This is a genomic window from Brachybacterium sp. GPGPB12 (genome assembly GCF_038396325.1).
Lineage (GTDB): Bacteria > Actinomycetota > Actinomycetes > Actinomycetales > Dermabacteraceae > Brachybacterium > Brachybacterium conglomeratum.
Window position 1 is genome coordinate 3,036,026 of sequence record NZ_CP149573.1, and the last position, 12,924, is coordinate 3,048,949.

Annotated in this window: 11 protein-coding genes and 4 pseudogenes; 4 read left to right on the forward strand and 11 right to left on the reverse strand. The window is 73.9% G+C overall.

Annotated features, from left to right (window positions below):
• Positions 1-956: 956 nt before the first annotated feature.
• From WKH84_RS17725 to WKH84_RS17760, 8 genes and pseudogenes are all read right to left on the reverse strand, one after another.
• The gene (locus tag WKH84_RS17725; RefSeq protein WP_341854606.1) at positions 957-1,316 is read right to left on the reverse strand and encodes a hypothetical protein; all 360 of its coding nucleotides are present in this window, start codon (positions 1,314-1,316) and stop codon (positions 957-959) included.
• Between the two features lie 100 nt (positions 1,317-1,416).
• Positions 1,417-2,718, reverse strand: a complete 1,302-nt coding sequence (locus WKH84_RS17730) for a hypothetical protein (protein WP_341854607.1) — start codon at positions 2,716-2,718, stop codon at positions 1,417-1,419.
• Positions 2,719-2,752: 34 nt separating this feature from the next.
• Positions 2,753-3,241, reverse strand: coding sequence for a hypothetical protein (locus tag WKH84_RS17735; RefSeq protein WP_341854608.1), 489 nt, complete (start codon positions 3,239-3,241; stop codon positions 2,753-2,755).
• A gap of 231 nt (positions 3,242-3,472) precedes the next feature.
• Positions 3,473-3,679 (reverse strand): hypothetical protein, encoded by a 207-nt coding sequence (locus tag WKH84_RS17740; RefSeq protein WP_341854609.1) that lies wholly within the window; start codon positions 3,677-3,679, stop codon positions 3,473-3,475.
• A pseudogene (locus tag WKH84_RS17745) lies at positions 3,634-4,316 on the reverse strand (SPFH domain-containing protein). The gene WKH84_RS17740 and the pseudogene WKH84_RS17745 overlap by 46 nt, the downstream one beginning before the upstream one ends.
• Positions 4,317-4,461: 145 nt before the next feature.
• Positions 4,462-4,950: a glutathione peroxidase gene (locus tag WKH84_RS17750; protein ID WP_341854610.1), complete on the reverse strand. Its 489-nt coding sequence runs from the start codon at positions 4,948-4,950 to the stop codon at positions 4,462-4,464.
• Between the two features lie 224 nt (positions 4,951-5,174).
• Positions 5,175-5,348 (reverse strand): annotated as a pseudogene (locus WKH84_RS17755) (hypothetical protein); the annotation flags it as partial.
• A pseudogene (locus WKH84_RS17760) lies at positions 5,288-5,899 on the reverse strand (PfkB family carbohydrate kinase); the annotation flags it as partial. The pseudogenes WKH84_RS17760 and WKH84_RS17755, both read right to left, overlap by 61 nt.
• Before the next feature lie 29 nt (positions 5,900-5,928).
• Here WKH84_RS17760 and WKH84_RS17765 point away from each other — a divergent pair.
• Together WKH84_RS17765 and WKH84_RS17770 are read left to right on the forward strand one after the other, a co-directional pair.
• Complete coding sequence (locus tag WKH84_RS17765) at positions 5,929-7,629, forward strand: penicillin-binding transpeptidase domain-containing protein (protein ID WP_341854611.1); 1,701 nt, start codon at positions 5,929-5,931, stop codon at positions 7,627-7,629.
• The gene (locus tag WKH84_RS17770) at positions 7,626-7,799 is read left to right on the forward strand and encodes a hypothetical protein (RefSeq protein ID WP_341854612.1); all 174 of its coding nucleotides are present in this window, start codon (positions 7,626-7,628) and stop codon (positions 7,797-7,799) included. The genes WKH84_RS17765 and WKH84_RS17770 overlap by 4 nt, the downstream gene beginning before the upstream one ends.
• Here WKH84_RS17770 and WKH84_RS17775 read toward each other — a convergent pair.
• Both WKH84_RS17775 and WKH84_RS17780 read right to left on the reverse strand, forming a co-directional pair.
• On the reverse strand, positions 7,793-8,269 hold the full coding sequence (locus WKH84_RS17775; protein WP_341854613.1) for a nucleoside deaminase: 477 nt from the start codon (positions 8,267-8,269) through the stop codon (positions 7,793-7,795). The genes WKH84_RS17770 and WKH84_RS17775 overlap by 7 nt on opposite strands.
• Positions 8,270-8,301: 32 nt before the next feature.
• Positions 8,302-10,360 (reverse strand): annotated as a pseudogene (locus WKH84_RS17780) (NADPH-dependent 2,4-dienoyl-CoA reductase).
• A 71-nt stretch (positions 10,361-10,431) separates the two neighbouring features.
• Here WKH84_RS17780 and WKH84_RS17785 point away from each other — a divergent pair.
• Positions 10,432-11,052: an isochorismatase family protein gene (locus WKH84_RS17785; protein WP_341854614.1), complete on the forward strand. Its 621-nt coding sequence runs from the start codon at positions 10,432-10,434 to the stop codon at positions 11,050-11,052.
• On the opposite strand, the gene WKH84_RS17790 is transcribed toward WKH84_RS17785, so the two are convergent.
• On the reverse strand, positions 11,003-11,662 hold the full coding sequence (locus WKH84_RS17790) for an HNH endonuclease signature motif containing protein (protein ID WP_341854615.1): 660 nt from the start codon (positions 11,660-11,662) through the stop codon (positions 11,003-11,005). The genes WKH84_RS17785 and WKH84_RS17790 overlap by 50 nt on opposite strands.
• A gap of 293 nt (positions 11,663-11,955) precedes the next feature.
• Here WKH84_RS17790 and WKH84_RS17795 point away from each other — a divergent pair, with 293 nt between their 5' ends.
• Complete coding sequence (locus tag WKH84_RS17795) at positions 11,956-12,294, forward strand: hypothetical protein (protein WP_341854616.1); 339 nt, start codon at positions 11,956-11,958, stop codon at positions 12,292-12,294.
• Positions 12,295-12,924: the final 630 nt, after the last annotated feature.

Below are 12,924 nucleotides of genomic sequence, written 5' to 3' on the forward strand. Positions count from 1 at the left end.
CCCCGGCACCTCCTCGAGCCGCCTCCCGGGCGCGACGACGACGATCTCCTCGGCCCGCCGCAGACCCCGCAGCGCGGCATCGACCTGCAGAGCCGCATGCGCGCGGGGAGAGCACGCGCCCCCGCCCGCTGCGAGCGCCTCGACCTCGGCCGGGTCCCAGCGCTGTGTGCGAGGGGCGTCGTCGGAGCTCGGCCCCCACCACAGCACGGCGCCGCCGCGCACCTGAGCGGGAGAGGTGGTGACCTGCCGATCCGACACCTCCCGCACCGCGCGCGGCGAGGGACCGGAACCGCCGCAGCTGTCGATGACCTGCTGCGGCGTGCGCCTGGTGAGGGGCGCCTCGGGGGCGAGCATGCCGAGCACCCGCTGCAAAGACCTGCACCTGGGTGAGGCTCGCCAGGAGATCCCCGTCCCCACGCCCGACGGCTCGCGGCCGCTCCGCGAGCCAGTCGAGCCGCGCGCGCGATCTCGCGCGGACGCAGCGCGTCCGCGGGCAGGGGGTCGGAGACGAGCCGATCGATGACCCGCGCGGCCTCGAGAGCTCGCTCGTTGTCGCCCTCCGCGATCCGTGCGAGCGCCGAGCGCCAGGCAGGTCCGCCGACGCCGGGCTCGGCGCCGAGGGCGCGCAGCAGCTCGCGGCGGGCGAGGGCGGGCACGAGCCCGACGGGCTCCGCCTCCGCCTCGGCGCCGGGCAGCGACCCGCAGGTCCAGCGGCGCCGCGAGCTGGTGCACGTCCACGGGAGCGGTCGCCACGTCGAGGAACAGGCCGAGCACCTGGTGGTGGGCCCGGTCGCGGGAGGGGCCGACGGCGCCGAGCGCGGGCAAGCCCCGCCGGTGCAGCGCACGGTCCAGCACGTCCGTGTCCGCCGAGGCGAGCACCGCGGCGGCCGGGTCCGCGGAGAGGAACCGGGCGGCGGCATCCGCCGCGGTCCACTCGTCGAGCGCTTCGAGCACCGTCAGGTACGGCGAGCCCCCGGCGGTGCGCACGGGCCGCTCGAGCCGCACCCCCGCCGTCTCCAGCGGCGCCAGCAGCGCCGCGGCCACATCCCCGGCAGCGACTCCGGCTCCTCCGCGAGGACGATCTCCTCGATCCCGAGCGGCCAGGCACCGCCCGCCTCCTCGAGCGGCTCGATAACCTCGGCCAGGTCGTCGGCGCCCGACGGGGCGAGCGTCCCGGTCACCCCGACCTCCGCGACCCGCTCCAGCTCCCGGAGCGTCGCGAGCCGCTCCGGCAGCGGACCCTCGCTCCGGGCGGGCCGCCATCCCGTCTCGATCGCCGCATCCCGCCAGCGCAGCGCTGAGCGGCGGTGCTCCACGGATCCACCGCGAAGGACCGCGCGGGCCAGGGCTGGGGATGCTCCTCGAGCAGGCGCAGGTACTGCGCCACCCGCACCGCCGGCTCGACCGCGGGCCGGGTCAGCCCCAGCCGTCCCTGCAGCGGCTGCACCAGGCCGCGCGGGCCGAGCCGTGCGGTGCCCGCGGCCCCGCCGCCGTCTGCCCAGGCAGCACCGTCCAGGGACCAGCCGAACTCGATACGCATGACCTCACAGTAGGCGAGAGGCCTGACGTTCCCGCCGCATCTCCCTCACCGCGCCGACGCGGGCCGCGAGGACCAGGCGGCGGTGCGGCGTCGGCTCCATGGCCGGAGCATAGGCCGCTCACCGGTTGAACGGATCGTCGGGCCGGATCCCCCAGGAGAAGCCGCGCTCGTAGAGCACCTCGCCGGAGGGGTCGGGGGCGAGCACCAGGTCCTGCCCCTCGCCGGTGACGTGCAGTGCCCCGTCGGCCTGCTCCTCGACGCTCAGCGTGAGCGTCTCGCCCTCGTCCTCGAGGTACTCCTGCACGGGCCGCCCCTCCTCGCGCAGGTCCTTCAGCGTCAGCTCGATCATGCCGTCCTGGCCCCGGGTCCAGGAACCGCTGCGCGGCGTCCCGTCGGCCGTGCGCAGCGCGCGCCTGCGCCGCCCCGCCGTAGGAGATCGAGCCGAGCGCGAGGGAGCTCCACCGCGTGTCCTCGGAGAGTCGCGGGGCGGGCTCGGCGGTGTCCTCGGCGACGGTCCACACCCCGGCCGGCACCGACTCGTCCACGCTCCGCGGCGGGTACATCCCCGAGACGCCCCACAGCACGAGGCCCGCGATGACGGCCGCGAGCACGGGGACGGCCACCGCCCCGACCCGCTCCGCCGGCCGCCACGGCACCAGGCGCGGCACGGGCGCCTCGCCGATCTCCCCGCGCCCCAGCACCGCGCGCCACAGGCGCGGCATCCACGGGATCAGCACCAGCAGCGACATCGCGATGTACACGGCCGACGGGGTCTTGACCATCACGTCGTAGCTGATGTTCAGCACCAGCACGAAGCTCATCGAGGCCGCGCCGATCAGCGCGCCGAGCACGACCGTGCGCCGCCACAGCAGCGCGAGACCGGCCCCGAACTCGGCGAGGCCGGCGAGGAACTGGAAGACGGGGGAGAAGGCGACCATCCGCCACAGCGGCCCCATCGGGCTCATCTCCCCGTGGGCGATCAGGGCGTCTCCCGCATCGGAGAGGCCGAACTGGCCGAACACGAGCTTCGCGGCGCCGTAGTACATCAGCACCAGCGCGAGGGCGAGCCGCACCCCGCCGTGCGCCCACCACGCGAGCGTCACCCCGGCGGTGCGGGCCAGGCGCTTCTCGGTGGAGTAGTCGACGGGGGCGGGCGCGTGGTCATCGGTTCTGGCCATGCGCCCAGCCCATCATCGCGGGCGGTCGCGCTGATCACCCGGCGGTCTCGACTCCGCTACGACCTTGGGCGGATGTCGCCGTCGCTCCTGCGATCAGCTGTGCGAGACGCACCGGCGGCAGGGCGAAGACGAGCGTGAGGAGCGCCAGCACGCTGTCAGCGCTCGTGAGCAAGACCACCAGCGGGATCACGGATCCGGTCGCGATCGCGACGAGGGAGAGGATCGCCGTGGGACGGGCGGGGTCGCCGGAGCGCAGGCGGCGCAGCGACAGCACGACGGTAAGCGCATCGACCAGGAGCAGGAGGATCCCGGCGGCCACGGTGAGGCGGCCGAGCCACGCGGTCCTGGCCTCGGCCCGCCGCATGGTCTCGACCCCGTCCGGGGTGGGCGTGAAGATCTCGCCGATGCTGATCGCCGCGGCGAACGCCGTCATCGCCGCGACGGCGAGCACCATGCCGAGGACGACCAGGGCGAGCGGCGCATCGAGCACGGCGACCTGCGCCGACCGGCGCGGACCGCTCACGGCAGGGCGATCCACGCCGGGAGAGGGGCGTCAGCCCTGGTTCGCGCCGCCGGGGTGCGCCCACGGCGGCACGTCGCCGCCGGGGTAGCCGTCCGGCACCTGCCGCTGGGCCTGCCGCGCGCCTCGCGCGCCTTCTGCTCGGCCTCCTGGCGGGCCCGCTGGGCACGGGCCTCCTCGCGCTGGCGCTGCTGCTCGGCGGAGGCGCGCTGGCGCTGAACGGAATCCGCGGCATCAGCATTCTGGCTCGCCTCGGCCGCGGCCTGCGACTGCAAGCATCGCCGAGCGGATCTCCTCGCCCATGGAGCCGACGGAGCCGGGGTTGCTGGGCAGGTAGAGCACGTTGGAGCGGCCGTTGCGTGCCACATCCTGCATGGTGTCGAAGTACTGCGTCATCAGCAAGAGTCGCTCGGCGGAGTTCTCGATGCCGACCTTGCGCAAGATCTCGTACTGCTCCGCGATGCCCAGCGCGATCGCCTTGCGCGCGCGGCGACGCCCTCACCCTGGAGGCGCTTGGACTCGGCCTCGGCCTCCGCCTGGGTGACGCGCTTGATCTTGTCCGCCTCGGCGAGGGACTGGGCGGCGACCCGGTCGCGCTGGGCGGCGTTGATGGAGTTCATCGAGTCGCGCACCCGCGAGTCCGGGGAGATGTCCTGGACCAGGGTGTTGATGATGTTGAAGCCGAACTCCTGCATCCGGGTCGAGAGGGTGTTCTCGACGCGCGGGCGATGTCGTCCTTCGACTCGAAGGCCGCGTCCAGCTCGAGGCCCGACAGCGCGGAGCGGACGGTGTCGAAGACGTAGGAGCGGATCTGCGCCTCGGGGTTGGACAGCTTGTAGTACGCGTCCACGACCTGCTCCTCGCGGATGCGGTACTGCACCGCGACGGGCACCGTCACGAAGACGTTGTCCTTGGTCTTGGACTCGATGTTGACCTCGAGCCGCTGGACGCGCAGCGAGACCGGCTTTGTGGTGCTGTCGATGAACGGCGTCTTGAAGTTCAGACCGGCGTGCGCGACGCGGCGGAACTTGCCGAAGCGCTCGACGATGATCGCCTCCTGCGTGTGCACCGTGAACATCAGAGAGGTGCGCAGGCCGCCGAACAGCAGCGCGGCGAGGATCGCGAGCACGACGAGAATCACGACGAGCACGATGATGGTGATGACGAGGCCTTCCACAGGGACCCCTTTCGAGTGGGAGGAACGTGTGAGACACGCTACCAACTCATCGGAGGGACAGCTCCGCCTCGATCCTGCGGGCGATGCGGACGGGCGGCACCGGCGGGGCGAAGCGGCGCACCACGTGCCCGTCGGCGGAGACGAGGAACTTGGTGAAGTTCCAGGCGATCCGCCCGCTCATCACCCCCGGTCTCTGCGCGCACAGCCAGCGCCACATCGGCGGGGCGTCCGGCCCGTTCACGTCGGTCTTCGCGAACAGCGGGAAGGTCACCGAGAACTGGGAGGTGCAGGTCTCCCGGGTGTCCTCGTCGCTGCCGGGGTCCTGGTGGAACTGGTCCGAGGGGAACCCCAGCACGCTGAAGCCGTGCGGGGAGAAGCGCTCGTGCGGCTCCTGCAGGCCCCGCGGCTGCGGGGTGAAGGCGCACTGGGTGGCGGTGTTGACCACCAGCACGGGGCCGCCGCGGAACTCGCCGAGGTCCACCTGCTCGCCGTCGATGCTCGTCGCCGAGAAAGCGTGGAAGGTGCGGTCGTCCATGATCTCCTTCCCGTGGCCGTCCTTACGCCATCGTAGGTCAGGAGAGGAACTCGTCCACCTCCGCCCGCGCGGGCGCGCTCTGCGGCCCGCGCCGCGTCACCGCGATCGCCGCGGCGGCGTTGGCACGGGTCGCCGCGGACTCCCAGTCCGCGCCGAGCGCGCGCTCCGCGAGCAAGCACCCCGGTGTGGGTGTCGCCGGCGCCGTTGGTGTCCAGCGGCGTCTGCGGGAAGGCGGGGATCGCGGTGCCGCGCCCGTGATGGAAGACGTGGCGGCCCCGCTCCCCGTCGCGCACCACGACGACGGCGCCCGGCCGCGCCGGCGCCGGATAGCCTGCGGCGTGTCCTCGAGGTGGTCGAGGTCGGTCAGCGCCCGCGCCTCGTCCGCATTGGAGGTCCACACCGTGGTGAGGGTGAGCATCCGGTCCTGCAGAGCGCGCGGGAAGGAGGCGAAGGGGTCGCCCGGGTCCAGCACCACGTCGACGCCCTCCTCGAGCCCCTCGAGGAACTCCAGCAGCGGTTCCCGGGTCGGTTCGAACAGGCTGTATCCGGAGACGCACACGAGGTCCCCGGGCCGGGGCGCCAGCCGCGCGAACGACTCCGCGGTCACCTCCCGCTCCGCCCCGTACACGGTGAGGAAGGTCCGCTCGGCCGACGGCTCGAGCAAGACGACGCAGTACCCGGTGTCGGCGTCCTCGCGCGGGACGTCCGAGACCGCGACGCCGTCGGCCCCCAGCACCTCCCGGATCAGGTCCCCGTTCGGGCCGGTGCCGTGCGCGCCCCCGTGGACGGCTTCCGCCCCGGTGCGCGCCGCGGCGAGCGGCGTGGTCACGGCCCCGCCGGCGTAGCGCCGCTCGGTGCGGGCGTTGGTGTTCCCGCCGCGCGCGGGCGGCGCGTCGACCTCCAGGATCACGTCGACGAGGGCCTGGGCGGTGTGGAGCACACGGGACATGGCCCGAGTGTAGGTGGGAGCATGGCCCGATGGCCCCCGCTTCCGCCCGCCGCACCCCCGTCATCATCGTGATCGCCGCGCTGGCGGTCATCGCCCTCGTGCTCGGCGGCATCGCCTTCTGGCGTTCCACCGCCGACGACGGCACGGACGCCGCCGAGCGGCTCGCCGGCACCCTCGCCGAGGGCGGCTCCGACCTCGATGCCGAGGTGCTCGGCGCCCTCCGCGACGCGGGAGCGACCCCCGAGGTCACCCTCGCCGATGCCGGCGAGGCCCAGGACGGCGACCGCACCGCCAGCTACGACTGGACCTGGACCCTCCCGGACGACGCCGGGACCTGGGAGTACACCACCACCGCCACCCTGACGAAGGGCGAGGACGGCTGGGCGCCGCGGCTCACCCCCGCGGCCCTCGGCCCCGAGCTCGAGGACGGCGAGACGCTCGCCGTGCACGCCGTCGACCCCGAGCTCGGCACCATCACCGACCGCGACGGCACCCAGCTGTACGGCCCCCGCGACGTGAAGGTCCTCGGCCTGGACAAGTCCCAGCTCTCCGCCGACCAGCTCGACTCCTCCGCCCGCGCCCTCGCCGCCGCGCTCGGCACCGACGCGGACCGCTACGCCGAGAGCGTCGCCGGTGCGGGCGAGGAGGCCTTCGTCCCCGCCCTCACCATCCGCGTCAGCGACGAGGAGGAGTACGACCTCGCCAAGGCCGGCCAGGTCCCCGGCTTCCACGCCCTCGAGGAGAGCGCCCCCTCGCCGTCGAGCGGGACTACGCCCCCGGCGTGCTCGGCTCCCTGCGCGAGGCGACCGCGGAGGACGTCGAGAAGTCCGGCGGCGAGATCCAGGCCGGCGACCAGGTCGCGACCGGCGGCGTCCTCGCCGCGGAGCAGGACGCTATCCTCGGCACCTCCGGCCTCGAGATCGTCGCCACCGGCGGCGAGCACGAGCGCCCGCTCCACGAGGTCGATCCCGTCGCCGGCACCACGGTGCGCACCACCCTGGACGACGACCTGCGGCGCCGCGCCACCGCCGCGATCGCCGACGAGGACTCCCCGGCGGCCGTCATCGCGCTCAGCGCCTCCACCGGCGACGTGCTCGCCGCGGCGCTCGGCCCGACCGGCCAGTCCTATCCCGTCGGCCTCGTGGGCCAGTACGCGCCCGGCTCGACCTTCAAGACCGTCACCGCGCTGTCGCTGCGCGCGCGCCGGCGTCACGCCCGACACCGAGCCGCAGTGCCCCGAGACCGCCTCGGTCGCCGGACGCTCCTTCAAGAACGCCGACTCCATGGACCCCTCCCTGTTCGGCACCATGCCGCTGCGCTCGGTGATCGCGCACTCCTGCAACACCGCACTGCTGCTGCAAGACGAGACCGTCTCCCAGGCCGAGCTCGCCGACGCCGCGACCACCCTCGGCATCGGCCAGGAGGCCCCGGCCGGGCTCGACGCCTTCATGGGCTCGATCGACCCGGCCGACGAGGGCGTCGAGCACGCCGCGGCGATGATGGGCCAGGGCCGCGTGCTCACCTCCCCGCTCGCCATGGCGACCGTGCTCGCCTCGGTGCAGAACGGCTCCACGGTCACCCCGCGCATCCTCGCCGACGAGGACCAGGCCGCCCCCGAGGTCCCGACCCCGCTCACCGAGGAGGAGGCCGCGCAGATGCAGGAGATGCCGCGCGGCGTGGTCACCGACGGCGCCTCGACGACTTCGCGGACCTGCCCGGGGAGCCGGTGATCGGCAAGACCGGCACCGCCGAGTTCACGAACGAGGAGGGCGAGCTCGCCCTGCACTCCTGGGTGATCGTCGCCCAGGGCGACCTGGTCGTCGCCGCCTTCGTCGAGGACGGCGGCTACGGTTCGGTCACTGCCGGTCCGATCGCTCGCGAGGTGCTCGCGGGTCAGTAGGCGGTGCGCCCCTTGTGGGCGATCCACGCGTCGAAGGGCTCGACCGCGTCGGCGTGGCGGTGCCGCTCGACGGGCGCGATGGCGTGGCGGCCGGGCCGGGCGAAGTAGTCGTAGAAGGCGGAGTCGTCGAAGCCGGCCCGAGCGGCGTCCCCGCGGCCTGCGGCGAACACCACGAGGTCCAGCCGTGCCCAGAGCGCCGCGGCCAGGCACATCGGGCACGGCTCGCAGCTCGCGTACAGCACCGCGCCGCGCGGCTCCGGTGATCCGTTGCGCGCGCAGGCCGCCCGGATCGCGGCGACCTCGGCGTGAGCGGTGGGATCGTTCGTGGCGGTCACCCGGTTCACGCCCTCGACCAGCTCCCCGCCCGGCAGGCGCACCACGGCGCCGAAGGGACCGCCGCCGTCGGCGACGTTGGCGGTGGCCAGCGCGATCGTGCGGCGCAGGGTCTCGGTGGGATCGGGATGGTCCATCGCGGGCCTCCTCGGGGCCGGGACCGCCGAGACTACAGCCCCGCCGCGACCTCCACGGCCTGGCGGATCGCCCGCTCCGCGTCGAGCTCCGCGGCGACGTCCGCCCCGCCGATCACGTGCACCCGCGGTGCCCGGCCGCGCCGCTCGGCGATCACCTCGTCGGCCAGCGCGTTCACGCTGACCTGCCCCGCGCACACCACCACCGTGTCCACCTCGAGCACCCGCGCCTCACCGTCCTCGGTGATGTGCAGGCCCGCCTCGTCGATCCTCTCGTAGGTCACGCCGCGGTGCTGGATCACGCCGGCATGGCGCGGCTCCGCCCGGTGCACCCAGCCGGTGGTCCTTCCCAGTCCCGCGCCGATGCGCGTCTGCTTGCGCCGCAGCAGGTGGACCTCGCGCCGCGTCTCCTCACGCGGACGGGTGATCACCCCGCCCCGCGTCGAGTCGGCGTCGACCACGCCCCAGTGCTCCCGCCAGCGCTCGACGTCCAGGGTGGGGGAGGGGCGCGGCGCGGTGAGATACTCGGCGACGTCCACGCCGATCCCGCCCGCGCCGATGATCGCGACCTTCTCGCCGGCCTCGGCACGGCCCTCGAGCAGATCGGCGTAGCTCACCACCTCCGGCCCGCCGTCGGCGGGGAGCGCGATCTCCCGCGGCGCGACGCCGGTGGCGACGATGACGTCGTGGAAGCCCTGGAGCTCGGTCGCCGTCGGCCGCATCCCGAGCCGGATCCCGACGCCCGCCGCGGCCAGCCGCATCCGCCAGGACTGCAAAGCCTGCGCGTAGTCCTCCTTGCCCGGGATCCGTGCCGCGAGCCGCAGCCGCCCGCCGATCTCGCCCGTCGCCTCGTAGAGGGTGACGATGTGGCCGCGCTCGGCGGCGGCCAGCGCCGCCTCGAGCCCCGCCGGACCCGCGCCGACGACGGCGACCTTCCGGATGCGGCGCTCGATCACCGGCGTCAGCACCAGCTCGGTCTCGTGGGCGGCGCGCGGGTTCACCAGGCGACTCGCCCGCTTCCCGTCGAACACCTTGTCCAGGCACGCCTGGTTGCAGGAGATGCAGGCGACGACCTGTCCGGCGCGGCCGTCCGAGAGCTTGTTCGGCGCCTGCGGATCGGCCAGCAGCGGGCGTGCCATCGAGATCAGGTCCGCCTGCCCGGAGGCGAGCACCTGCTCGGCGACGCCCGGGTCGTGGATCCGGTTCGAGGCGACCACGGGCACGCCGACCAGCTCGCGCAGGTGCTGGCTCTGCTCCGCGAAGGCGGCGCGCGGCACGGAGGTGACGATGGTGGGCACCCGGGCCTCGTGCCAGCCGATCCCCGTGGAGAGCACGTCCACCCCGGCGCGGACCAGGGACTGCGCGAGCGCGGTGGTCTCGGTCCAGGTCTGCCCCTCGGGCACCAGGTCCAGCAGGGAGATGCGGTAGCTCAGCAGTGCGTCGTCCCCGATCGCGTCCCGCACTGCGGCGGCGATCGCGAGCGGCACGGCGCGCCGGCCCTCGGAGGTGCGGCCCCAGCGGTCCCGGCGATGGTTCGTGGCCGGGGCGAGGAACTGGTTGAGCAGATAGCCCTCGCTGCCCATGATCTCGACGCCGTCGTAGCCGGCGTCGACGGCGCGACGGGCCGCCTCGGCGAAGTGGTCGATGGTGCGCCGCACCCCGCGCGGGTGAGCCGACGGTCGCGGAACGGGGACAGCGGCGACTTCCCGCCGCTCGGCGAGGCGGACAGCGGGTGGAAGGCGTAGCGGCCGGCGTGGAGGAGAGCCGCAGGACGATCCGTCCGTCGGCCTCGTGGACCTCGCGGGTGATCAGCTCGTGGGCACGCAGGGTGCGGGCGTCGGCCTGGGAGCCGCGCGGGGTGAGTCGGCCGCTGCGGTCGGGGGAGAAGCCGCCGGTGACGATCAGCCCCACGCCGCCGCGGGCGCGCTCGCCGAGATAGGCGGCGAGCTTCTTCGCGTCCGACGGGTCGTCCTCGAGTCCCGTGTGCATCGACCCCATCACGATCCGGTTGCGGACCTGGAAGGGGCCGAGGTCGAGCGGGGAGAGCAGGGATCGGTACCGCGACGCCGCGGCGGAGTGCTGAAGAGAGGACATGCCCGCGATTCTGCCAGCTCGCCCGCGTACGCTGGAACGGACCGGCCCCACACTGCTGCGAGGAGCCCCCGATGACGACGCGCCTGCTGATCATCGTCGATGTCCAGAACGACTTCTGCGAGGGCGGTGCGCTCGGCGTCGACGGCGGCGGCGCGGTCGCGGAGCGGATCGCCTCGTACCTCCGCACCCGGAGCGGGGACTACGACCGGATCCTCGCCAGCCAGGACTGGCATCGCGGGGACACCGACAATGGCGGGCACTTCGCGGTGCCGCCGGCGGCGCCGGACTTCGTGGACACCTGGCCGGTGCACTGCGTGGCGGGCACGGAGGGTGCGGCGCCGCATCCGGCGATCGCGGCGGTGGAGGACCGGGTGGAGGTCGTGCACAAGGGGTACGGCGTCCCGTCGTACAGCGTGCTCGAGGGGACCGTGGTCGGCACGGGTGAGTCGGTGCAGGCGCTGGTCCCCGGCCGCGAGATCGACGTGGTGGGCCTCGCCTACGACTTCTGCGTGCGCGCCACGGCCCTCGGTGCACGGGAGGCCGGCGCGTCGGTGCGGGTGCCGCGGGAGATGACGGCCGCTGTGCATCCCTCGGGCGTCGCGGAGCTCGAGGAGGAGCTGGCCGCGGCGGGTGTCGAGGTGGTCAGAACGGCGGATCGCCGAGATCCGGCGGCGGGCTCCCGGGAGGGATGATCTTCCGGCCGGCGGCCTTCGCGAGAGCGGCCCGCCGGTCCTCGGCGACGCGTTCCGCGCGGGGTCGGGCCTGTTCCTCGGCGTGGAGGCGGCGGGCCTCGGCGGCGAGGCGCTCGTGCTCGGCGGCGGCATGCTCGAGGAGCCTGACCGTGTGAGGGGTGAGCAGGTCGGTGGCCTCCTCGGTGGTGGTGCGCAGGTCTTCGCCGAGGGTCCAGTGCGTGGTGAGCGGCCGCGTGGGCGCGCTGTCGTCGACCGGCTCGCGGGTCGGGTCGATCAGGCCGGCGGTCTTCATCTGGTGGTGCCGCCAGCACAGCCGATGGAGGTTCGCCAGGGAGGTCGGGCCGCCGCGTTCGGGGTGCTCGTGGTCGTACTCGATGATGTGGTCGTCCTCCGCGGCGGTCGCGGTGGGGCGGGTGCATCCGGGTGCCGCGCAGACGGGGTGGCGCAATCGGAGCTGCGACCGCATCGCAGCGCTGGGCCGGTAGGTCTCGGGCGACACGGGAAGATGGGTGCCGCGTGCCGCATCGGTGAGGATCCGGGTCCAGACGCTCTCCCCGGTCGCGAGGTCCCGGGCGAGCTCTGCGGGGATCGGGGTGGTCCCCTCGAGCATGGCCGGGGCGTCGTCCCGTCCGAGCGAGCGTCATCACCGGCACGGTGACCAGCGGCTTGTACGGCGAGGCCGTCTCCTGCACTGGGTCGGTGTCCAGCACGGTGTGGGCCAGGAGCGCGTAGCGCAGGGTGCGCAGCGAGAGCGGTGCGCCGCGCTCGGCGAGGTCGCCGTCGAGGTCGAAGGGGAGCGGCCCCTCGGCACCGTCCTGGAGGGCGGCTCGCTGGGCGCGCCGCACGTCGCGGGCGGCGACGTCGAGCCGGTGGGCGAGCCCCTTGATCTCCAGGATCGGGCCGGTGACCAGCAGAGAGGCGGTGCCGGTGGTGGAGTCGACGTCGACGATCACCACATCGCGGCTCTGCGAGGGCGGGGCCGGCAGGGCGCCGGCGGTCGCGAGCTCGACGGCGAGGCGGAGGTGCCGGGAGAAGGTGTCGAGCGAGACGGAGGGCGGCTCGATCGTCGCCATGTGCGCGTCGACCTGGGCGGCTTGCTCGTCGGTGAGGCGCCGCACCCGGCGCAGGAGCATCTGGTGCATCGGCTCGGTGAGCTCCCCGCGGCGCAGGTACTCGAAGGTGAGCGGCATGATCTCGACCGCCCGGTGCGCATCGAGCACCTGGCTCCAGGCCTGGTTGTAGGTGCAGCGGAGTCCGGCCGCGACCTTCAGCGCGGTCATGTCCGCGTCCTCGGGACGGCCCTGCACCTCCGGGTCCTCGCGGAAGAAGGTCTCCAGCGACCGCAGGTGGTGGGCGTACAGCCGGGCACGGGTCAGCGCGGTGCGGTGCGGCGCCATCACCCGCCCGGACTCGACGGTCCCCTCGCCGACCTCCTCGAGGATCCGCTCCGTGGTCAGCGGCCGACGGGCGCGAGCACGCCACGCGGGAAGATCCGGGACGGTCGCGGGCGGGAGGACGCGGGAAGGGCGCGCGGAGTCGGAGCGCGGGTCGGTCGACATCTCATCGGCAGAAGCGCGCGACGGCATATCCAGCTCGAGCTCGTCGAACTCACCCATCGTCACCACTCCCTTCCCTCGCCCGAGATAATCCCGGGTCGCTTCCTTTCGTGATGGGTCCAGCATATCCACCACAACACGTCGCCGGAAGGGCCGGAAGCGAATGGGGACGATTTTGTGGATAACCTCGGTGTGGGGAGGAATGGTCGGGGCTGGAGGGGTGGAAGCGTGGATGGACGGCGTCGACTGTCGGACCTGTGTGGTAGGGCGTGTCTGCTGGTGATGGCGATGTTCTGTAGTGGGGGGGGGGGGGGGG

Bases quoted from the DNA above. Each gene is read 5' to 3' on its own strand.
- WKH84_RS17730 (WP_341854607.1), bottom strand. From the start codon at position 2,718: ATGGCCAGAACCGATGACCACGCGCCCGCCCCCGTCGACTACTCCACC.
- WKH84_RS17750 (WP_341854610.1), bottom strand. From the start codon at position 4,950: ATGGACGACCGCACCTTCCACGCTTTCTCGGCGACGAGCATCGACGGC.
- WKH84_RS17765 (WP_341854611.1), top strand. From the start codon at position 5,929: ATGGCCCCCGCTTCCGCCCGCCGCACCCCCGTCATCATCGTGATCGCC.
- WKH84_RS17775 (WP_341854613.1), bottom strand. From the start codon at position 8,269: ATGGACCATCCCGATCCCACCGAGACCCTGCGCCGCACGATCGCGCTG.
- WKH84_RS17790 (WP_341854615.1), bottom strand. From the start codon at position 11,662: ATGCTCGAGGGGACCACCCCGATCCCCGCAGAGCTCGCCCGGGACCTC.
- WKH84_RS17785 (WP_341854614.1), top strand. From the start codon at position 10,432: ATGACGACGCGCCTGCTGATCATCGTCGATGTCCAGAACGACTTCTGC.